Annotated in this window: 20 protein-coding genes and 1 tRNA gene; 4 read left to right on the top strand and 17 right to left on the bottom strand. The window is 63.6% G+C overall.

The features are described from left to right. The first annotated feature begins 368 nt into the window (after positions 1-368). On the top strand, positions 369-1,289 hold the full coding sequence (locus KO516_RS12285; RefSeq protein ID WP_216004082.1) for a zinc ribbon domain-containing protein: 921 nt from the start codon (positions 369-371) through the stop codon (positions 1,287-1,289). Positions 1,290-1,360: 71 nt separating this feature from the next. Here the strand turns inward: KO516_RS12285 and KO516_RS12280 are convergent. The 12 genes from KO516_RS12280 to KO516_RS12225 form a co-directional block, all read right to left on the bottom strand. Beyond that, positions 1,361-1,437, bottom strand: a tRNA-Arg gene (locus tag KO516_RS12280). An 81-nt stretch (positions 1,438-1,518) separates the two neighbouring features. Continuing rightward, positions 1,519-2,739, bottom strand: coding sequence for a cysteine desulfurase (locus KO516_RS12275; protein WP_216004081.1), 1,221 nt, complete (start codon positions 2,737-2,739; stop codon positions 1,519-1,521). Next, complete coding sequence (locus tag KO516_RS12270) at positions 2,732-3,313, bottom strand: YIP1 family protein (protein ID WP_216004080.1); 582 nt, start codon at positions 3,311-3,313, stop codon at positions 2,732-2,734. Before KO516_RS12270 ends, KO516_RS12275 begins: the two co-directional genes overlap by 8 nt. Further along, on the bottom strand, positions 3,310-3,798 hold the full coding sequence (locus tag KO516_RS12265) for a YIP1 family protein (RefSeq protein ID WP_216004079.1): 489 nt from the start codon (positions 3,796-3,798) through the stop codon (positions 3,310-3,312). The genes KO516_RS12270 and KO516_RS12265 overlap by 4 nt, the downstream gene beginning before the upstream one ends. After that, positions 3,795-5,072, bottom strand: a complete 1,278-nt coding sequence (locus tag KO516_RS12260) for a SufD family Fe-S cluster assembly protein (RefSeq protein ID WP_216004078.1) — start codon at positions 5,070-5,072, stop codon at positions 3,795-3,797. Before KO516_RS12260 ends, KO516_RS12265 begins: the two co-directional genes overlap by 4 nt. Continuing rightward, positions 5,073-5,828: a Fe-S cluster assembly ATPase SufC gene (sufC, locus tag KO516_RS12255; RefSeq protein WP_216004077.1), complete on the bottom strand. Its 756-nt coding sequence runs from the start codon at positions 5,826-5,828 to the stop codon at positions 5,073-5,075. A gap of 40 nt (positions 5,829-5,868) precedes the next feature. After that, positions 5,869-6,471 (bottom strand): hypothetical protein, encoded by a 603-nt coding sequence (locus KO516_RS12250; RefSeq protein WP_371742078.1) that lies wholly within the window; start codon positions 6,469-6,471, stop codon positions 5,869-5,871. Then, entirely contained in the window at positions 6,468-6,782 is a 315-nt protein-coding gene (locus tag KO516_RS12245) for a heavy metal-binding domain-containing protein (RefSeq protein WP_216004076.1), read from the bottom strand. Before KO516_RS12245 ends, KO516_RS12250 begins: the two co-directional genes overlap by 4 nt. Before the next feature lie 43 nt (positions 6,783-6,825). Then, the gene (locus tag KO516_RS12240) at positions 6,826-7,020 is read right to left on the bottom strand and encodes a hypothetical protein (protein WP_216004075.1); all 195 of its coding nucleotides are present in this window, start codon (positions 7,018-7,020) and stop codon (positions 6,826-6,828) included. A 20-nt stretch (positions 7,021-7,040) separates the two neighbouring features. Beyond that, a complete protein-coding gene (sufB, locus tag KO516_RS12235; RefSeq protein ID WP_216004074.1) occupies positions 7,041-8,570 on the bottom strand; it encodes a Fe-S cluster assembly protein SufB in 1,530 nt (509 codons plus the stop codon). Positions 8,571-8,627: 57 nt separating this feature from the next. After that, a complete protein-coding gene (locus tag KO516_RS12230; RefSeq protein WP_216004073.1) occupies positions 8,628-9,671 on the bottom strand; it encodes a cysteine desulfurase family protein in 1,044 nt (347 codons plus the stop codon). A 97-nt stretch (positions 9,672-9,768) separates the two neighbouring features. Beyond that, positions 9,769-10,230: an Rrf2 family transcriptional regulator gene (locus KO516_RS12225; protein WP_216004072.1), complete on the bottom strand. Its 462-nt coding sequence runs from the start codon at positions 10,228-10,230 to the stop codon at positions 9,769-9,771. A 165-nt stretch (positions 10,231-10,395) separates the two neighbouring features. On the opposite strand from KO516_RS12225, the gene KO516_RS12220 reads away from it, so the two are divergent. Genes KO516_RS12220 through KO516_RS12210 form a run of 3 tightly spaced genes read left to right on the top strand, consistent with a single transcriptional unit; the run spans position 10,396 to position 11,864 of the window. After that, the gene (locus KO516_RS12220; protein WP_216004071.1) at positions 10,396-11,049 is read left to right on the top strand and encodes an alpha/beta hydrolase; all 654 of its coding nucleotides are present in this window, start codon (positions 10,396-10,398) and stop codon (positions 11,047-11,049) included. A 9-nt stretch (positions 11,050-11,058) separates the two neighbouring features. After that, on the top strand, positions 11,059-11,289 hold the full coding sequence (locus KO516_RS12215; protein ID WP_216004070.1) for a hypothetical protein: 231 nt from the start codon (positions 11,059-11,061) through the stop codon (positions 11,287-11,289). Further along, positions 11,286-11,864 carry an HD family hydrolase gene (locus KO516_RS12210; RefSeq protein WP_216004069.1) on the top strand — a complete coding sequence of 193 codons (579 nt, stop codon included), beginning with the start codon at positions 11,286-11,288 and terminating at the stop codon, positions 11,862-11,864. The genes KO516_RS12215 and KO516_RS12210 overlap by 4 nt, the downstream gene beginning before the upstream one ends. 171 nt (positions 11,865-12,035) lie before the next feature. Here the strand turns inward: KO516_RS12210 and lpdA are convergent, their stop codons facing one another. The 5 genes from lpdA to KO516_RS12185 form a co-directional block, all read right to left on the bottom strand. After that, a complete protein-coding gene (gene lpdA / locus KO516_RS12205) occupies positions 12,036-13,430 on the bottom strand; it encodes a dihydrolipoyl dehydrogenase (RefSeq protein WP_216004068.1) in 1,395 nt (464 codons plus the stop codon). Positions 13,431-13,599: 169 nt separating this feature from the next. Beyond that, the gene (locus KO516_RS12200) at positions 13,600-14,181 is read right to left on the bottom strand and encodes a DUF924 family protein (protein ID WP_216004067.1); all 582 of its coding nucleotides are present in this window, start codon (positions 14,179-14,181) and stop codon (positions 13,600-13,602) included. Between the two features lie 136 nt (positions 14,182-14,317). Next, positions 14,318-15,586: an MFS transporter gene (locus tag KO516_RS12195; RefSeq protein ID WP_216004066.1), complete on the bottom strand. Its 1,269-nt coding sequence runs from the start codon at positions 15,584-15,586 to the stop codon at positions 14,318-14,320. 111 nt (positions 15,587-15,697) lie between these two features. After that, a complete protein-coding gene (gene queA / locus KO516_RS12190; RefSeq protein WP_216004065.1) occupies positions 15,698-16,747 on the bottom strand; it encodes a tRNA preQ1(34) S-adenosylmethionine ribosyltransferase-isomerase QueA in 1,050 nt (349 codons plus the stop codon). Positions 16,748-16,756: 9 nt separating this feature from the next. Next, positions 16,757-19,945, bottom strand: a complete 3,189-nt coding sequence (locus KO516_RS12185; protein ID WP_252737563.1) for an AsmA-like C-terminal region-containing protein — start codon at positions 19,943-19,945, stop codon at positions 16,757-16,759. Between the last annotated feature and the right edge of the window lie 59 nt (positions 19,946-20,004).

Below are 20,004 nucleotides of genomic sequence, written 5' to 3'. Positions count from 1 at the left end.
CCTGTCGGCACGGCATCCCTACTCATCTCGGGGTCAAACCAACCTCTCACACATGCAAGCATGTTCTGCCGGTCAGGGGATCGTCAGAGAACCGCGGCGCTTGAGCGCTTCGTTATAGGTTGGCCAGTTCGTGGTCTTGTAAGTCGGTTGTGTCGGTCTGCTCATACAGAGCAGCTACCACGCTGGATTCACCAGATGAATCCCACACCGGATTTGTACAACAGAGCCCATCCGTCTCCCAGAACCAGCGCCAGAAAAATGGTGAGCAGACAAAGAACCGCACGCGCGCGCGCCTCCAAAATGGCTATTGGCCGTTTTCGGCCCCCATTGGCTTTCGCTTTGAAGCGAAAAGTGGGCACGGGAAGGTCTTGATCCGCAACGCACCCATCGCCTCGATCCTGCAAGAGGCCCTTGAAGGTTATGCATGTGGCCGCTTTCAAACCCAGGTGGAGGTTAAGCGCTTCCTCGAGCACCAGCCGCTTTTCCCGAAAGACCTCAATGACCGTGAGGTACGCAATCAGCGCGTTTTCGAAATGCTAACACGCCTGCTTTATGCGGGGTATCTAGAGCATGTAGCTTGGGGCGTCTCGCTCCGTGAAGGCCACCATGAAGGCCTCATCGACTTCTCTACATACCAACGTATTCAGGAGCGCTTGAGGGAAACTGCGAAAGCTCCGGCCAGGAAGGATATTAGTCAGGACTTCCCGCTGCGTGGTTTCATCCTATGCAATGATTGCGGCTCTGCCCTTACCGCCTGCTGGTCCACTAGCAAGACGGGTAAAAAGCATCCCTACTATCTGTGCAAGACGAAGGGCTGTGAAAGCTACAGGAAGTCGATTCGGCGCGACACGCTTGAGGACGACTTTGAAGAGCTTCTTAAGTCTCTGGAGTCTTCCAAGAACCTCTTCAAACTCGCCCGCGTCATGTTCAAGGACGCGTGGAATATGCGCCTTGCTCAAGCCCAGGGCGTTGGCAAAGAACTACGGAAGCAAGCGGCGCAAATCGAAAAACAGATCGACACGCTTGTCGAGCGCACCGTTGAAGCGACGAGCGCAAGCGTTATGTCCGCCTTCGAGCGGAAGGTCGAAAAGCTTGAGGAGGAAAGAATTCTGATCAAAGAGCAGATGGCGTCGGCGGGTAAGCCGAAGCATACCTTTGAGGAGTCGTGCGAACTCGCCATGCAGTTCCCGGCAAGCCCTTGTAAAATTTGGAATAATTATGATTTTGAGAGGCCGAGAATGGTGCTCAGACTAGCATTTGTCGAGCCTCTCGGCTATTGCCGAATATGAGGGTGTTCGAACCGCAGAAATTTCTTTTCCCTTCAAGGTGTTAGGGAAAATTTCAACAGCGAATTGTGAAATGGTGCACCCGATAGGATTCGAACCTATGGCCTCTGCCTTCGGAGGGCAGCGCTCTATCCAGCTGAGCTACGGGTGCCTGCGATGGCTCTGATAGGGCAAAGCGCGAGGGGCTGCAATCGGGAAAATCCGCCTAAGGCGCATTTCCCCGTCGCGGCGATCAGGCGAAAAGCTCATGCGCCAGTTCAAGCGCATCGACCAGCGCATCGACCTCGGCCTCGGTGTTGTACAGCGCAAAGGACGCGCGGCAGGTCGCCGCTACGCCAAGGTGATCCATCAGCGGCCCGGCGCAATGATGGCCAGCCCGTACCGCAACGCCCTTTTTATCAAGGATCGTCGAGATATCATGGGCATGCGCGGCCCCGTCGAGCGTGAACGAGAAAATCGCGGCTTTGTCCGGCGTCGTGCCCTGCACCGTCAGCCAGTTCAGCCCATCGAGCCGCGCGCGCGCATAAGTTGCGATCTGGTGTTCATGCGCCGCGACCTTGTCCATGCCAAGATCCATCAGGTAATCCAGCGCCACGCCAAGTCCGATCTGCTGGACGATGCCGGGGGTGCCTGCCTCGAATTTCATTGGCGGATCGGCATAGGTCACCACGTCCTTGTGAACTTCGCGGATCATGTCGCCACCGCCCAAAAAGGGCTGCATCTCGGCCATGCGCGCCGATTTGATGTAGATCGCGCCCGAACCAGACGGGCCGTACAGCTTGTGCCCGGTGATGGCGTAGAAATCGCAGCCGATATCCTCGACATCGACCGGCATGTGAACCGCGCCTTGCGATCCGTCGACCAGCACCGGCACGCCGCGGTCGCGGGCGGCGGCGCAGATGGTCTTGACGTCGACCACCGTGCCCAGCACGTTCGACAGCTGGGTGATGGCGACCAGTTTGGTCTTTGGCCCGATGGCATCGATCACCGCTTGCGGATCGAGCCCGCCATCGGCATCCACATCGACCCATTTCAGCACCACCCCCAGCCGCTCGCGCAAGAGATGCCACGGTACGATATTGGCGTGATGTTCCATCACCGACAGCAGGATCTCATCGCCCGCCTGAAGCCGCGGCATCGCCCAGCTGTAGGCCACGAGGTTGATGCCCATCGTGGTGCCCGAGGTAAAGACGATCTCGTCTTCGTTCTTTGCGCCAAGGAAGCGGGCGATGATGCCGCGCGTGCCCTCGTATTTCTCGGTAGCGAGGTTGGACAGGTAATGCAGGCCTCGGTGCACGTTGGCGTATTCCTCGGCATAGCCGCGGGTCACCGCATCGATCACCACCTGCGGTTTTTGCGCCGATGCGCCATTGTCGAGGTAAACCAGCGGCTTGCCGTTCACCTCGCGCGACAGGATCGGGAAGTCCTTGCGGATCTCATGCACGTCATACATCGTTTGCCACCATTTGTGGGGTAATGTCGAAGCCCGCCAGCACGGCCACAAGCGCCAGCGCCGTCAGGACAAAGGAAAAAATCAGCACCATCGCCGCCTTCCAAGGATCGCCGAAGCCATGCGCCACGTCGATGAAATGCACAAGCACCCAAGCGCCGACGATGACACCGGCGATTGCCAGAACCGCGCCCATTCCGCCCGACACGAACCCCAGCACCAGCACCGCAAACTGCAGCCCGGCGCGCAGGATCTGAACCCATGCGATCAGCAGCGCAACGTTCATGGCGGTTGCCCGCCCACCCATGGCACGGCCGATCACCGTGATCGCGCCGATCAGCGCCGCCAGCAGCAGCGCAAAGACCCCCGCAAGCAGCCCCGGCCCCAGCGCCAATGGCAGCGCCTGCGTTCCCGTCGCCAGCAACACCAGCCCCGCCACAAAGGCGTTGAGCACCACCGCAAGACCGAGCGTGGTATAGACCGCGTCGCGCGAAAAATTGAGCGACAACAATAGCGCGGCGACATCGCGCGGTGCCGTCAGCGTCTTCAGCGCCAGCTGTCCAAGGAATGTCATCATGTCGCGCCCCTCCGGTTGACCGCAACCATGCCCGCGATCCAGAACCACAGGAAGGCGATGGTCCACGCCACGCCCACCAATGTCAGCTCCAGCCCCGGCCCGATGAGCCCGGCCACCAGCCCGTTGAGCAGCAGCAGCGGCGCAGAGGCCAGCAGTGCCCAGAACAGTGCCAGCCGCGCGCCATAGGCAGTGCCCTGCCCGCCCAGCAGCTTTGCCAGCAGATGCGCGACAAAGGCCAGCGCGTAGAACAGCAGCGGCGCGATCACCACCCATGCCATCAGCGCGCCGCCAAGTCGCGGGTTCAGGTCCGCGCCATCCAGATGGGCCTGCCGCGCCAGCTGCGGCATTTGCGAAATGAAGAACAGCGCGCAAGCCGCCATCAGCAGCATCAGCGCACGATCCTCGCGCTGGCCTTCGGCATAAAGGCGCGAGACCACGGCTCCGGGGCCACGCCACGTGGCCACGATCTCGCGCGAGAGCGTCATCCGCGTCGACGCTCCAGCCATGCCTCGACGCGCGCGTTGATCTCGTCCTGCAGCTCTTGCGATTCGATCTCCATCACCGCTTCGGCGATGAAGGCGATGGTCAGCAGGTCTTCGGCGATGCCACGCGGCAAGCCACGGGCACGCAGATAGAACAGGCCGTCCTCGTCGATCGCGCCCGAGGTGGACCCGTGCGAGCAGGCCACGTCGTCGGCGTAGATTTCCAGCTCGGGCTTGGCAAGGAACTGGCTGTCGCCGTCCAGCAGCAGCGACTGGCTGATCTGGTAACCGTCGGTCTTTTGCGCGCCGGGCTTGACCAGAATCTTGCCCTGAAACACGCCCTGCGCGCCGTTGCGCAGCACCTTCTTGAACACCTGCCGGGATTCACAGTTCACCGCGTCATGGGTGATGAACACCGTGTCGTCGTGGTGGAACTCGCCATCGCCCATGCAAGCCCCGGCGACATGGCACAGCGCATCATCTCCGGTCAGCTCCACCACAACCTCGTTGCGGGTCAGCACGCCGTTCGCCGTCAGGGTGAAGGTCTTGAACGCGCTTTCGGTGCCAAGCCGCGCAAAGATATGCGTGGCCGCGCGGCGCTGGTGATCGCGCCCTTGCGCACGCACATGATGGAAGCCCGCGCCATCGGCCACCTCGACCTCAAGCACGTTGTTGAACCGCGCCGCCGCCGGGCCGCTTTCCAGCAGGGTGACATCGCCGCCCTGCTCGACCTTGACCACGTGATGCAGGATCGCATCCGAGGCTTCGGAGGCATGGTTGTAGATCAGCGCGATCGGTTTGCTAACCTTGCCGGTCACCCGCAGCAGCACGCCATCGCTGGCAAACGCGGTGTTGAGCGTCGCGAGCGGGCGCATCACCGGGGTCTGGCCCGCGGTTTCCAGCGCGCCATACAGATCCTTGGCCCAATGGATATCGGCGCTGTCGGCAAGCCGGGCGATCTCGACGCCCTCAAGCGACAGATCATCCGAGGCCTCGGCGTCGAACACCCCATCGGTGAAAACGATCTTGAGCCGATCAACCGTGCCAAACACCGGCGTCTCTTCGGCGGCGAACACCGCGGCGACGGGCGCCTCGACGGCGGTCAGCGTCTCTGGGCGGGTGTATTTCCAGTATTCATCGCGCGCACCGGGCAGGCCCATGACGCGCAGCCGCGCCAGCGCATCGGCACGCGCCGGCGCCGCCCAGCCATCGGTCGGCAGATCGAGCGCGGCAATCCGCGCCTCGGTCGCGTCAAGTTTGAGTTGGGGAAGGGACATTTACGCCTCCTCTGCCATCAGGTCGGCATAGCCGTTGTGCTCGACTTCAAGCGCCAGCTCCGGCCCGCCGGTCTTGATGATACGGCCATTGGCCATGATGTGCACCACGTCCGGCTTGATGTGATCGAGCAGGCGCTGGTAGTGGGTGATGACAAGGAAGCCGCGGCCTTCGTCGCGCAGCGCGTTGACGCCATCGGCAACCAGCTTCATCGCATCGACATCGAGGCCGGAGTCGGTCTCGTCAAGGATGCACATCTTCGGCTCGAGCATCGCCATCTGAAGGATCTCGTTGCGCTTCTTCTCGCCGCCGGAAAAGCCGACATTGACCGGGCGCTTGAGCATGTCGGCGTCGATCTTCAGGCTTTTCGCCTTTTCACGCACCACCTTGAGGAATTCGGTCGACGACATTTCCTCTTCGCCGCGCGCCTTGCGCTGGCTGTTCACCGCGGTGCGCAGAAAGGTCATGTTGCCAACGCCGGGAATTTCGACCGGGTACTGGAAGGCAAGGAACAGACCGGCGGCGGCGCGCTCTTCGGGCTCGATATCGAGCAGATCGACATCGCCGAGCGTCGCGGAGCCCTCGGTGACCTCATAGCCATCCTTGCCGGACAGCACATAGGACAGGGTGGATTTGCCCGACCCGTTCGGGCCCATGATCGCATGCACCTTGCCCGCCTCGACGGTCAGGTTCACGCCCTTGAGGATCTGCTTATCCTCTTCTTCAAGTTTCACGTGCAGGTTCTTGATCTCAAGCATCTTTTGCTCCTTTGCAGGCATGTTTTCGGTCGCGGCGCAACTAGGGCCGCATCGTCCATTCGATGATCCGCAGCAGCTTTCCCGGCGGGATGGGCTGCGGGGTGATGTCGAACCGGGCCATACGCCCGGTCAATTGCGGCTGGCCGAGGAACTGCTCGACCTTGTGATAATGTTGGCGCCCGGCGTAATCGTCGAACAGCAGCACGAGGGGCGCCTCGCTCAGGAACGCCGTCGCCAGCGCGCAGCCGACCCGAAAGCGGCCATCCACCAGCACCACGTCCGGCTGGCGGAATTCCGGCAGGCCCCAGACCTCGAGCGGATAGCGCGGCCAGCGTCGCCAGTCGCTGTCGCTGGCCGGGTGGCCCCACTCGCGGGTCTCGCCGATGTCGGCCCAGATGATATCGACCTGCGCCCCCGACGCGGGCGGCGTCTGTGCAAACCAGTTGCGCATCATCTGCGCCCAGCCCCGGTCGGATTCGACCGAGATCACGGTCTTACCCGGCTGCTCTGCCGCCAGCACCGTGGACCCGCCCGAACCGTATTCCAGCACCACCCCTGCGCGGGCATATTCGGCGCGCAAGAGCGCCGCCTCTGCCTCGGGCATGGTCAGCTCTGGCCGGGTTATGGGCGTGGCAAGGCTCACGCGATCACCACCGCCGTGCCCGACACCGAAACCATCAGCATCGAATTCCCGACCACTTCGTAATCGAGATCGACGCCGACAATCGCGTTGGCCCCAAGGTTGACGGCGCGCTGTTCGATCTCTTTGAACGCCACGTCGCGGGCATCCTGAAGCTTGCGCTCATAGGCGCCCGAGCGGCCACCGACAATGTCGGTTACCTGCGCAAACAGATCCCGCACGATGTTGGCACCCATGATCGCCTCGCCCACGACAACGCCCTTGTAGGCGGTGATGGTATGGCCTTCGATGGTGTTGGTGGTGGTCACGATCATGCCTTGCTCCGATCTGCTCCAAGGGTTTGCCATGGCGCGCCCCTCAAGCGGTGAAGTGTTTCATCGCCATCATGACGATCATGGCAAGCCCGGCAGCCGCGCTTGCGGTCAGGATCACCGAGCCGCCAAGCAGGCCCTCGGTGTTTCCCTTGCGCTTGCGGATGCCAAGCCCGATGAGCACGCCCAGAAACACGCCGATCCCGGCGCCGAGCGATTGCATGGCCAGTTGCTGGATCATCAGGGTGTCCCGGCGGGCGCTTAGCCCACCGACCCTTCCAACGAAATCGCCACAAGCGCTTGTGCTTCCATGGCGAATTCCATCGGCAGCGCCTGAAGCACTTCCTTGCAGAACCCGTTCACCACCAGAGCAACCGCCTCTTCTTCATCCATGCCGCGCTGGCGGCAATAGAACAGCTGCTCATCGTCGACCTTCGACGTGGTTGCCTCGTGCTCGACGCGGCTGCTGTTGTTCTTGACCTCGATGTAGGGCACCGTATGCGCCCCGCATTTATCGCCGATCAGCAGGCTGTCGCACTGGGTGTAATTGCGCGAGTTCTTCGCCTTGGGGTGCATCGAGACCAGCCCGCGATAGGTGTTCTGAGCCACCCCGGCGCTGATTCCTTTCGACACGATGCGCGAGCGGGTGTCCTTGCCAAGATGGATCATCTTGGTGCCGGTGTCGGCCTGCTGGTGGTTGTTGGCGATGGCGATTGAATAGAACTCGCCCTGCGATTCATTGCCGCGCAGGATGCAGGACGGGTATTTCCACGTCACCGCAGAGCCGGTTTCAACCTGCGTCCACATCACCTTGGCCCGATCACCACGACAATCGGCGCGCTTGGTGACAAAGTTGTAGATGCCGCCCTTGCCGTCCTCGTCGCCGGGGAACCAGTTCTGCACCGTGGAATATTTCACCTCGGCGTCTTCCTCGATGATGATCTCGACCACGGCGGCGTGCAGCTGGGCGACGTCGCGCTTGGGCGCGGTGCAGCCTTCAAGGTAGCTCACATAGCTGCCCTTGTCGGCGATGATCAGCGTACGTTCGAACTGGCCGGTGTTTTCCGCGTTGATGCGGAAATAAGTCGACAGCTCCATCGGGCAGCGCACACCGGGCGGCACATAGACGAACGAACCATCCGAGAACACGGCGGAATTCAGCGTCGCATAGTAGTTGTCCGATACCGGAACCACCGAACCGAGGTATTTCTTCACCAGTTCGGGATGCTCGCGGATCGCCTCGGAGATCGAACAGAAGATCACCCCGGCCTTCTCGAGCTCTTTCTTGAAGGTGGTGCCAACGGAGACGGAATCGAACACCGCATCCACCGCGACGCGGCGTTCCTGACCATCGGCCGGGGCAGCGTCTTCGGCCCCTTCGACACCGGCAAGGATCATCTGCTCTTTCAGCGGAATGCCCAGCTTTTCATAGGTCGCCAGCAGCTTGGGATCGACCTCGTCCAGCGATTGCGGCTTGCTCGCCATGCTCTTGGGGCGGGCGTAGTAATACTGATCCTGAAAGTCGATCTTGGGGTAATCGACCATCGCCCAAGTGGGCTCTTCCTTGGTCAGCCAGCGCTCATAGGCGGCAAGACGCCATTCCGTCATCCATTCGGGTTCGTCGTTCTTTTCCGAAATCAGGCGCACGATATCGGCGGACAGCCCCTTGGGGGCATACTCCATCTCGATGTCGGTCTCCCAACCGTATTTATAGGTGGAAACGGCCTCGACCGCATCCACGGTCTCCTGCTCGACGCCATCCTTGACAGTCACGTCGTCAAAGGCTGCCATGTCATCTCTCCTGTGCTGCACCCGAAGGCGCGTTCATCTCATCCGGGCACTTGGCCCTCAGGCGCGTCTTGCGCCAAATTTCGCGCGGCTGCGCAGCCAGCAATCGGCAAAGCGCATCACATCCGCTTCCGTCACCTGCGGCCCGAGGCTGACCCGGATCGCACTGCGCGCCGTCTCGGCATCATACCCCATGGCCAGCAACACCCCGCTGGGCCGAAGCTTGCCGCTGGAACAGGCCGATCCCGCGCTGATCGCGAAGCCGGCAAGATCCATCTGCATCACCTGCGTTTCGCCCTTCCATCCGGGACAGGCGAAACAGGCCGTGTTGGGCAGGCGCGGCGCATCTTTCCCGACAAAAATAGTATCATTTGCGCCGTCCGCAATCACATTCTCTAGAATGTTTCTAAGTTTTTCCACCCCTGTCCAGACACCGGCCTCAAGATCGCGCTGCGCCGCCTCGGCAGCAGCGGCAAATCCGGCAATGCCGACAAGGTTTTCCGTGCCCGCGCGGCGGCCCATCTCCTGCCCGCCGCCCTTCAATTGTGCCGCAACGTCAGTGCCGCGCCGCACCACAAGCGCCCCGATTCCCTTCGGCCCGCCCAGCTTGTGGGCCGAGATCAGCGCCGCCGTACATCCCGCCCAGTTGAACGCAAAGGGCATCTTGCCGAACCCCTGCGTCGCATCGACCACCGCAAGCCCCTGCGGCAGATCCTGAAGGATGCCGGTCTCGGAATTGGCCAATTGCAAGGCTGTCCGCGCCGGATCCGACACCGCAACCTGCCCGCGCGCATCAACCTCAAGCCTCGGGTCGACCCAGGCCAGCACCGCATCATGCTCTACCGGCGCCGCCAGCAGATCACGCCCGGCGCAGGCCAGCGCCGCCGCCTCGGTGGCCCCCGAGACAAAAATCACATCCGCCCCATCCGCCCCCAACGCCGATGCAACCGCCCCGCGCGCCCGCTCGACCAAAGCCTTGGCGGCGCGCCCCTCGGCATGCACCGAGGATGGGTTGCCGACAACGCCAAGCGCCTCGATCATCGCCGCCCGCGCCTCGGGGCGCAGCGGTGCCGTGGCATTCCAGTCAAGATAACAGCGTTGCACGTGGGATCCTTATCTTCATCTTGCCCGATAAACTCCGGGGGTGAGGCCGCAAGGCCGAGGGGGCTGGCCCCCTGCTCCCCCGCAAGCGGCGGCCCCCTCAGGCCTCATCCACAACCGAAAACAGCGTCGGCACCGCTGGACAGGGCGCCAGCGAATTGTCGACCAGATCCGACAGCCGCGTCTGGTGCAGAAACACATAGACATGCGCCGACAGGCTCTGCCAAAGCCGGTTCGACAGCGATTGCGCCCGACTGCCAGACGCTCCACCCGAAGCGCCCGCGCCCTTGTGCATCGCATCCACCGTCTCATCCACGGCAGCAAGAATATCCACCACCCGAATCTCGGACGCAGGCCGCGCAAGGCGATACCCGCCCCCCGGCCCACGCACCGAGGCCACCAGCCCGGCGCGCCGCAGCTTGACGAAAAGCTGCTCGAGATAGGGCAGCGACACGTCCTGCCGCTTTGAAATGTCGCCCAGCGTCACCAGATCGCCGTCGGGCTGAAGCGCGATATCGGTCAGCGCGACCATCGCATACCGCCCCTTGGTGCTGAGTTTCATGCCACATCTCCCCTGCGCAATCCGCGCCAACAATTGACCTTCCCGGACTGATTGCCTATCTGCAGCATCAACCCGACCGGAAAGACTCCGGATTTGGAATGGTTCTAAGATACCCGAGCAGTTTCGTCAAGAATTGCCGGATTGTAGCAGGAGCAGATCGCACCGATGCCCGAGGTCATATTTCCCGGACCCGAAGGCCGCCTCGAAGGCCGCTATCACCCGCAAAAGGAAAGCGACGCCCCGATCGCGATCATCCTTCATCCGCACCCGCAGTTCGGCGGCACGATGAACAACAAGGTTGTTTATAACCTGCACTATGCCTTTCACAAGATGGGCTTCACGGTGCTGCGCTTCAACTTTCGCGGCGTTGGCCGCAGTCAGGGCGAATACGATCAGGGCATCGGCGAGCTGAGCGATGCCGCCTCGGCGCTCGACTACCTTCAGTCGATGAACAACAACTCGAAACATTGCTGGGTCGCGGGCTTCTCCTTCGGCGCATGGATCGGCATGCAGCTGCTGATGCGCCGCCCCGAGATCACCGGATTCGTTTCGGTGTCTCCGCCCGCCAACATGTATGATTTCTCGTTCCTCGCGCCCTGCCCGTCTTCGGGCCTGATCATCAACGGCACCGCCGACAAGGTGGCGCCGCCCGCCGATACCACGGCGCTGGTGAACAAGCTCAAGGAACAGAAGGGCATCACCATCACCCATGAGCAGATCGAAGGCTCCGGCCATTTCTTCGAAGAGCCGCACATGGACACGATGATCTCGACAGTGAACGGCTACGTCAAACGTCGCCTGACCGAGACCAGCCGCTAGGGCGCGCCGATGTCGCTGACCAGTGACCTTGCCAATGCGCTTGCCGAAGACACCTTCAAGGTGATGGACGCAACCGGCGACGACCGGTTCTACATGGAGGTGGCGTCGATCCTCGGCGCCTCCTCGACCACGCTCGAAGAGGCGTTCCTGACCTCGGTCCGGGTGCGCCTTGCCGAACGGCGGGCGCGCGCCTTCATCATGGAAAAGCTCGACGCGCTGGAAAAAGAGGCGGGGGCGTGAGCGCCCGCCTCGACGCGCAGATGGCCTTCCTGATGGAGGCCGACAAGCTCAAGGCCATCATCCGCGCCACCCGCAACCATGACGGGCGGTTCGAGAATTCGGCCGAGCACAGCTGGCATCTTGCGCTGTTCGCGCTGGTGCTGGGCGAACACGCGCCCGAGGGCATCGACCTTGCCCGCGTGATCCGGATGCTGCTGATCCATGATCTGGTCGAGATCGATGCCGGGGATGCGCCGATCTTCGGCGAGGTCGATGAAACCGCGATGGCGCGCGCCGAACAGGCCGCAGCAACGCGGCTCTTCGGGCTGTTGCCGCCCGATCAGGGCGCAGAGCTGCTGGCGCTCTGGCAGGAATTCGAGCAGAACGAGACGCCGGACGCGGTCTTTGCCAAATCGCTGGACCGGTTCCAGCCGCCCAACCTCAATCTTGCATCGGGCGGCGGCAGCTGGACCGATTACAATGTCGATTTCCCGACCTTCGAGGCCCGCCTCGCGCCGAAAATCCGCCGCGGCGCGCCCGCGCTCTGGGATTGGCTGCGCCCGAGGGTCCACGGGTTCCTGACCGGTCGCGGCTAAGCTGCGGCGGCGCGGACCACGCCATTTGCAAGCCAGTTTTCGGTCATCCCGCGCCAATTGGCCAGATCGGCAAATCGACGCGGCACGTTCCCCACCGCTAAGGCAGAGCCGAGCCCACCTCTGACAGGCAGGTCCGGTTGCGACGGCGGGGCACTGCCCCGCCGCACAGAGTCAGAAGTGGATCGCACGCCCCCAAGCATCAAGCACCGATTCATGCATCATTTCCGACAGGGTCGGGTGCGGGAAGACGGTGTTCATCAGGTCTTCTTCGGTGGTCTCAAGCTGGCGCCCGACGACATAGCCCTGAATCAGCTCGGTGACTTCTGCCCCGACCATATGCGCCCCCAGCAGCGCGCCGGTCTTGGCATCGAACACGGTCTTCACCATGCCCTCGGGCTCGCCAAGCGCGATGGCCTTGCCGTTGCCGATGAACGGGAAGCGCCCGACCTTTATCTCGTAACCCGCTGCCTTGGCCTTTGCTTCGCTCAGGCCGACGCTGGCCACCTGCGGATGGCAATAGGTGCAGCCTGCGATGCTGTCGGGATCAACCGCATGGGGATGCCCGCCCGCGATCAGTTCGGCCACCATGACGCCCTCGTGGCTCGCCTTGTGCGCCAGCCACGGTGCGCCTGCGATGTCACCGATGGCGTAGATGCCTTCGACCCCGGTGCGGCAATGCTTGTCGACCACCACATGGGTGCGCTCGACCTTGACGCCAACGCCCTCGAGGTTCAGCCCCTCGGTGTTGCCGACAATGCCGACCGCCGAGATCACCGTATCGAATTCCTCGGTCGTGGTCTTGCCGCCCGCTTCGATATGGGCGACCACCTTGCCGTTGCCGCGATCAAGCTTCTTGACCATGGTCTTTTCGCGGATCTTCATGCCCTGCTTTTCGAACTGCTTCTTGGCGAATTTCGAGATTTCCTCGTCTTCCACCGGCAGCACGCGATCCATCACCTCGACCACCGTCGTGTCGGCGCCCAGCGTGTTGTAGAAGCTGGCGAATTCGATGCCGATCGCGCCAGAACCGATGACCAGCAGCTTTTTCGGCATCCGCCCCGGCTGCAAGGCATGCTTGTAGGTCCAGACCAGATCGCCGTCGGCCTCAAGGCCGGGCAGCTCGCGGGCGCGCGCGCCGGTGGCGATGACGATGGCCTTGCCGGTGAGCTCTTCGCTGCCCTTGTCGGTCTTGACGGTGACCTTGCCCTTGGCGGCGATGGTCGCCTCGCCCATGATCGCCGTCACCTTGTTCTTCTTGAGCAGGTGCGACACGCCGGAGTTGAGCTGCTTGGCCACCCCGCGCGAACGCTTCACCACCGCGTCGAGATCAAAGCCGATCTTTTCCGCCGACAGGCCGTATTCCTTGGCGCGGTGCATGAAATGATAGATCTCGGACGAGCGCAGCAGCGCCTTGGTCGGGATGCAGCCCCAGTTGAGGCAGATGCCCCCCATGTGCTCGCGCTCGACAACGGCCACCTTAAGCCCGAGCTGCGCGCCGCGGATGGCGGCAACATAGCCCCCGGGTCCGGCACCAATGACGATCATGTCGAAGCTTTGCGAAGCCATGGCTCTCTCCTGCCGTGTGAAATTGGTTTGGTATTAAACCATTTGCGGAAACGGTTCAACGCAAAGCAAGGGACGCAGGCAATTTCGCGTCCCGGTGCAACGCGAACAGCCCGATAAAACGGCCGGCCCGGAACGCCCGGACGAGCCTGTTCAGCCTTGCAGCGCTGGATCAGGCCGCTTCGGCGGACAGCTTGCGCAGGGTTTCGCCATAGCCACCACGTTCGACAAAATCGCGTTCAGACGCGGTGGTCGCGCGCGACAGGGCCACGTTGCGGGTGGGAAAGCGGCCAAAGTCACGGATCACCTCACGGTGGGCCCGCGCATGCAGCAGGTTCGACGCGCCGCTCTCTGGCATGCGCTCTTTCATCAGGCGGATGCAGCGATCCTGATCGCACAGGTTTTCCGAATGCATCAGCGGCAGATAGAAGAACTGCCGCGCCGGTTCTTCGATCTTGAGATCCCAGCCCCGCCAGATCGCCTGTTTGGCGGCGGCCAGCGCCACCTCGTCTGCCGAAAAGGCGCGCGCATCGCCCCGGAACATGTTCCGCGAGAACTGGTCGAGCAGCACGATATAGGCCAGCGCGCCACTGGGATAGGTCAGCCACAGGCCAAAACGGCCCTCCATGGCGGCCTCCCAGGTTTCCTGGAACTCATCGCGGATGCGGTCATCAAGCGCCGCGTCCTGCGCGTACCATTTGCTGGCACCGACTTCATCAAGCCAGAACGCCAGAATTTCTTCGGGCCCCTTCATTGATCTCGCTCCTTATAGTGACCCACCCTCATGTGCATCACACAAAGGTTACATGGGCTGCGCCCAAGATCGAAAGTCACGATTTCTGTCAATTGCGACATTCCACCGGTTTGCGGTGATGCCGCGTCGCGGCATCTTAGTCCTGCATGGGCCTGTCGGCATCGGAGGCCTCGGCGGCGGTGATCGCCACCTCCTGCGCCACTTCCATCGCAACCGGCGTCGCCGAGGGTAGAACCGCGGTATAAGAGCTGGTCTCGGACACCTTGGGCGCTGCGCGGCGGGTCATACGCCAAGCGGCATAGAGCGTCAGGCTCAGCATCAGGATCGCGATGATGCCGAAATACCCTCCCGGCCCGAACCTCTGAATGGCAAAGCCGGTCGCGATGGGGCCGGCAATGGCGCCCACGCCGTTGACGAACAACAGACCGGCCGAGGCGGAGGCCATGCTTTCACGCGGCAGGAAATCGTTGGTATAGGCAATCAGCAGCGAATACAGCGGGTTGGCGGTGCCCCCTGAGATAAACGCAGCCACCAGCAGGATGGTGAACTGATCCGGTACAAAGGTTGCCAGCAAGGCGGCAAGCCCGCCCACCAGCGCCACTGCCGCCGTCAGTTGACGGCGATCCATCCTGTCTGACAGCCAGCCCAGCGGATATTGCGTGAACAGCGCGCCAACATAGAACGAGGCGACGAACATCGAGATCTGCGTCAGTTTCAGCCCCGCTTCGGCGGCAAACACCGCCGCCATGCCGAACTGCGCCGAGAACACGCCGCCCAGCAGCAACATTCCCGTAACCCCCAGCGGAGAGACGCCGTAAAGCTCGCGCAGGGTCATGCGGCGCGTGGTGTCAAAGGCCGGGGTCGGAGACACCGTCAAAAGGATCGGCGCGAAGGCGATCGACACCAGCACCGACGGGATCACAAACAGCAAAAAGCCCGACGGATCCGGGACCAGCAGCACCCCTTGCGCGGCGATGATGCCCAGCATCTGCATGATCATGTAGAGCGACAGCGCCTGTCCGCGATGTTCATTCGACGACGAGTGGTTGAGCCAGCTTTCCGCCGTAACGTACACGCCGCAATAGCAAAAACCGATCACCATGCGCTCGATGGTCCATGTGACCGGATGCGGAAACGCCGGATACAGGATCATCACCGCCGAGATGAACGACCCCAGCGCCGCAAACACCCGCACATGCCCGACCCGGCGGATCATCCCCGGCGTCAGCCGCGAGGCCACAAGGAAGCCGACAAAATACGCCGACATGACCACCGACATTTCAAAGGCGGAAAACCCGGCGCCAGCGCCGCGCACACCCAGCAAAGAGCCCTGAAGGCCATTGCCAAGCATCAGCAGCAACATGCCCAGAAGCAGCGGCCAGGAGTGTCTCAGGACTTCGAACATGATGCGCCTCGCCGGGTTGTGGATTCGATCACTGGTTCCCTGCCCGTGCCATGCAAAGGGCCTGCCACACAACCCCGAAGGCCAAATGAAGCCGAAGGTCTGTACAGGACTTCACGGCAATAGCAGCGAGGCATCCCCGTAGGAAAAGAACCGATAGCGTTCGGCGATGGCATGCGCATAGATCCGCCGCACCCGTTCCTGCCCCATCAACGCCGAGACCAGCATCATCAGCGTCGACTTCGGCAGGTGGAAATTGGTCATCAGCGCGTCGGTGACCCGGAAGGCAAAGCCCGGATAGATGAAGATATCGGTGACCCCGGTCCATGGCGCGATGGCGCCGGTGTCGCGGGCGGCGGTCTCGATCAGGCGCAACGCGGTGGTGCCGACCGGGATCACCCGGCCGCCATTTGCCTTGGTGGCAGCGATCTCGACGGCGGCCTGCGGCGTCACCTCGCCCCATTCGCCGTGCATCTTGTGGGTGGTCACGTCATCGACCTTGACCGGCAGGAAGGTGCCCGCGCCCACATGCAGCGTGACATGGGTGAACTGCACGCCCTTCGCCGCCAGCGCGTCCAGCAGCGGCGCATCGAAATGCAACGAGGCCGTGGGCGCCGCAACAGCGCCGCTGCGCTCGGCCCAGACGGTCTGGTAATCGCTCTTGTCGCGGGCATCGGCGGGGCGCTTGGCGGCAATATAGGGCGGCAGCGGCATCGCGCCCGCCTCTTCGAGCGCCGCATCAAAATCTTCGCCCGCAAGGTTGAAGCGGAACAGCCCCTGCCCGTCCTCGCGCGCGATCAGCTCGGCCGACAGCGCGTCAGAGAACACCACCGTCTCGCCCTCGCGCAGCTTTTTCAATGGCTTGACCAGCGCCGCCCAGCAACCATCGGCGCGCGGTTCCAGCAGCGTCAGGTCGATCTGGGCGCGGGTGCGCCCCTGCGCGCCGTCCCGCTCGCGCCAGCCAAACAGCCGCGCCGGGATGACACGGGTGTCATTCAGCACCAGCCGGTCGCCGGGGCGCAGCCAGTCTGTCAGGTCGCGCACCACGCCGTCGCTGATTTCATCGCCCTGCGCCACCAGCAGCCGCGCCGAGGAACGGGGAGAGGCCGGGCGCGTGGCGATCAGCTCTTCGGGCAGGGTGAAATCGAAATCGGACAGGTTCATCGGGGTCTCTCATTGCCGCAGGTCAGGGGGCGGGCGGCGGAAGATGTCGCGGAACATGCCGGGCGTGAAGGCCGACAGCGGGTTCACCGAGACATCGGGGGAGCCGACCGCCCCGCGCAGGTTGAAATTGAAGCCGATCAACCCCTCGCCCTTGCGGGCGAACAGCCGCCCGATCGCGTTGAGCACATAGATCGGCGAAAGCACTCCCTGCATGTCCATGCGCCGGTTCGCAAGGTCGTAATAGCCATCCATCGATATCCCCATCGACGGGCCGACCGCGCTTGATCGTTGCAGGATGACCTGCCGGGGGGTCAGGCGAAACCGCGCCTCGACCTCGGTGAAATACAGCCCGGCGCCGTTCAGCTCGTCGATCAACCCCACGACCGAGATCGCATCCAGCAGCCCCGCGATGCCGGGCGCATTCTGAAGCCGGGCCTCGTTGATCTGCAGAGTGCCATCGTATTCTCCGGCCCGGCCACTGACCGGGATCAGCGTCAGATCGAAAGTGCCATCCTTGACGCTGCGAAAGATCCCCGCGCCGGCGAGCACATCGCCCGCATCGCGGCTGGTGATGCGGATGGCATTGCCGCCGTTGCGGGGTTCGAGCGCGCCCTTGATGGCGGCGGTGCCGCCGACGCGCGCCTCGAAACTGCCCGCAAGCCCGCCGCTGACCGGGCGAAAGCTGCCATTGAACCCATCAAGGAAAATCTCGTCGCTGACCTGAAGCCGATCAAACGTCACGCTCACCGGGCCGCTCGCGCTGCTGCCACTGCCGCTGCCACCTCCGCCAAAGGCGGCGCTGCGCAGGTCCAGCGTGCCGCCGCTAAGCGCAATTGCCGGGGCAGAGCCCTGTCCGCGCGCGTCGATGCGCGCCGAACTGCTGAGCCAGTTGCCGACCCTCAGCCGTGGCAGGTCGAGCCGTTCGAACTGTCCAGCGCGGCTGAGCGTCACCGTTCCCGCCGCATCCAGCCCGGCGCCCGACAGCGCCAGCCGCTCGACCGTCACCGGCTGGCCCAGCGTTCCCGTCACCTCAAGCCGCCCGGTCTGCGCAGCGCCCAGCCGCCAGCCGATCTGCGGAATCGACAGCCCGATGCCCGCCAGATCCGAGCCAAGCGCATAGCGCGGCGCCTGACCGCGCACCAGATCGATGCCCAGCGTCGCAGGGCCCTGCCCGCTGATGGTGCCGGGTGCCAGCGCCAGCCCCAGCGCCCGCGCCGACGCGTCTGACAACATCACCTGCCCGTCGACGCGCGACGGCGAGCCCGGCGCCAGCGGCTGGGTCCAGTTGCCATCGAAGGGCACGCCGTCAAACGCCGCCTTGCCCGAGATCACCAGCCGCTCATCGGTGACATCGATTGCCAGCTGCTCTGATGTCAGGCGGCGGCCGGGGATGACATTGGTGCTGTCAAAGCCGCGCACCACGCCCTGAACGTTGACGGTGATGTCTTCGCGTGGCGGTTTGGGCACCAGCGGATGGGTGATGAACCCGGTGACCTCGGCCTGCCCCTGCCCCAGATCGACCGGCTTTCCCGCCTTGCTCATGAACGCCATTCCGGGGCTGTCGATATAGGACAGGGCCGCGGTCAGCGGGCCGCTGGCATGTAGGGTCAGCTCGCCAGTCGCTGGCTTGGCCTTCATATCCGGGATGACATAGCGCGTGCCCGCGCCTTGCAGCGCGCCGCCTTCGGGCGGGGTGGCGATGCCCCGTTCCAGCGCCACCGCAAGCCGCGTTCCGTCGATGGTCAGCTGCGCGTCGGCGCCGGTCAGAGCGGGCAGAGTGCGCGCGTAGGTCAGCGCGACCTCTTTGAGCCGCGCATCGATAAACAGATGCGGCGGCGTATCGGGCGCGATGCGCAGCGCAAAGATGCCATGTTCGAGCCGGCCAGCCTTCACGTTCTTTGCCACCCAGTCGCGCGGCTTGTCCGCGGGCCGGTCGGGCCAGAGCTGCAAAAGCTGGTCAAGCCGCAGATGATCCAGCGTGCCATCGACCGAAAGCTGCCAGCCGCCGGGTTCCGCCGACACCGCGCCGGACAGGCGCAGCGGCAGATCGGGATCGGTGCTGCGCAGACGGCCCAGTTCAAAGCGGAACGGATCAAGTGTCAGGCGCCAGTCGATTTCCGCACCGGCCAGCTTCAGCGGGGCTTCGAACAGATCCCCCGGATCGGCCTCGATCCGGCTGATGCGCAACTGCCCGGTCATGGCGCCGCCCGGATCAAGCGTGGCCGTGCCATCCGCAAGCCCGCGAACGACGCCGCTTTGTACCGAAATCTCATCGAATTTCAGCTGCCCGTTGGCCGGATCGAAGGACAGATAGGTCCGCGCGCTGTCAAACGGGATCGGCGTCGCCGCGCCGTTTGGCTGAAGCACACCCTTGCCGATCTGCAAGGTCGCCGACAGCGCCCCAAGCGTTGAATCCGCCCGCAGCGATCCGCGCAGCGCCCCCGAGATTGGCGCGCGCAACCCCCCAAGAAAGGCCAGCGCCGGGGTCTGGCTGGCGATATCCTGCGCCGGAAGATTGGACAGGTTGAAGCCAAAGCTGGCGCCGGCCTCGCCGATGCGGCGCTCGATCGTTGCGGCGACCGTGGCCACGCCGTCGCCGTCGCCCAACAGCGAGACAAGCGAGGTCAGGGTCAGATCATCGCCGTTGCGCTCGACGCTGATGCGCCCGCCATCGGCGATCCAGATCCGGTCGGTCAGGGCGTCCTCATAGCGCAGCGTCACCGCCTCGGCGTCGATGCGCCGCAACTGCGCCAGCCGCGCATCGCCAAGCGCGCCATCAAAAGCGGCAAGGGCGGCGGGAAGGTCTGGCGATGGCCCGCTGGGCGCGAACAAATCGTCGAGCGCAAAGCCGATGCGCCCATCGAGCCCCCGGCGCAGCGTCAACAGCGCACCAGACAGATGCACGGCCCCAAGCCGAACGTCGCCATGCAGCAAGGGCCATGGGTCAAGCCCGATTTCCAGATTGCCAAGCGAGCCGATCTCGCCGGCGCTATCCGAGCGAAAGACCACGTCAGAGGCGCCGATACGGGCCGATCCGCCGGCATCGATGCGCAAACGCAGGTCGCCGAAATCGACCCTCAGGCCCGGAACCGCCTGCGCGATGCGTTCTTCGATCCGGGCGCGCAACCAGTCCGGCGCCGACAGCGGCCGTGACACAAGCGCATAGCCAAGCAGGGCGAGGATCGCGACAACCGCCAAGCCCCAGCCCGCACGCCGCGCGTAGCGTTCGCGGCGCCCACGCTGGCGCTTTATTCTGC

The sequence above is a fragment of the Citreicella sp. C3M06 genome, assembly GCF_018860705.1.
In the GTDB taxonomy this organism is placed as follows: Bacteria; Pseudomonadota; Alphaproteobacteria; order Rhodobacterales; family Rhodobacteraceae; genus Salipiger.
The sequence above is the reverse complement of the archived record's forward strand: the minus strand, read 5'-3'. Positions and strand labels throughout refer to the sequence as shown.

Bases quoted from the DNA above. Each gene is read 5' to 3' on its own strand.
- queA (WP_216004065.1), bottom strand. From the start codon at position 16,747: ATGAACCTGTCCGATTTCGATTTCACCCTGCCCGAAGAGCTGATCGCC.
- KO516_RS12200 (WP_216004067.1), bottom strand. From the start codon at position 14,181: ATGAAGGGGCCCGAAGAAATTCTGGCGTTCTGGCTTGATGAAGTCGGT.
- KO516_RS12245 (WP_216004076.1), bottom strand. From the start codon at position 6,782: ATGATCGTGACCACCACCAACACCATCGAAGGCCATACCATCACCGCC.
- KO516_RS12240 (WP_216004075.1), bottom strand. From the start codon at position 7,020: ATGATCCAGCAACTGGCCATGCAATCGCTCGGCGCCGGGATCGGCGTG.
- KO516_RS12195 (WP_216004066.1), bottom strand. From the start codon at position 15,586: ATGTTCGAAGTCCTGAGACACTCCTGGCCGCTGCTTCTGGGCATGTTG.
- KO516_RS12270 (WP_216004080.1), bottom strand. From the start codon at position 3,313: ATGATGACATTCCTTGGACAGCTGGCGCTGAAGACGCTGACGGCACCG.
- sufC (WP_216004077.1), bottom strand. From the start codon at position 5,828: ATGCTTGAGATCAAGAACCTGCACGTGAAACTTGAAGAAGAGGATAAG.
- lpdA (WP_216004068.1), bottom strand. From the start codon at position 13,430: ATGGCTTCGCAAAGCTTCGACATGATCGTCATTGGTGCCGGACCCGGG.
- KO516_RS12265 (WP_216004079.1), bottom strand. From the start codon at position 3,798: ATGACGCTCTCGCGCGAGATCGTGGCCACGTGGCGTGGCCCCGGAGCC.
- sufB (WP_216004074.1), bottom strand. From the start codon at position 8,570: ATGGCAGCCTTTGACGACGTGACTGTCAAGGATGGCGTCGAGCAGGAG.
- KO516_RS12260 (WP_216004078.1), bottom strand. From the start codon at position 5,072: ATGTCCCTTCCCCAACTCAAACTTGACGCGACCGAGGCGCGGATTGCC.
- KO516_RS12220 (WP_216004071.1), top strand. From the start codon at position 10,396: ATGCCCGAGGTCATATTTCCCGGACCCGAAGGCCGCCTCGAAGGCCGC.
- KO516_RS12215 (WP_216004070.1), top strand. From the start codon at position 11,059: ATGTCGCTGACCAGTGACCTTGCCAATGCGCTTGCCGAAGACACCTTC.
- KO516_RS12225 (WP_216004072.1), bottom strand. From the start codon at position 10,230: ATGAAACTCAGCACCAAGGGGCGGTATGCGATGGTCGCGCTGACCGAT.
- KO516_RS12275 (WP_216004081.1), bottom strand. From the start codon at position 2,739: ATGTATGACGTGCATGAGATCCGCAAGGACTTCCCGATCCTGTCGCGC.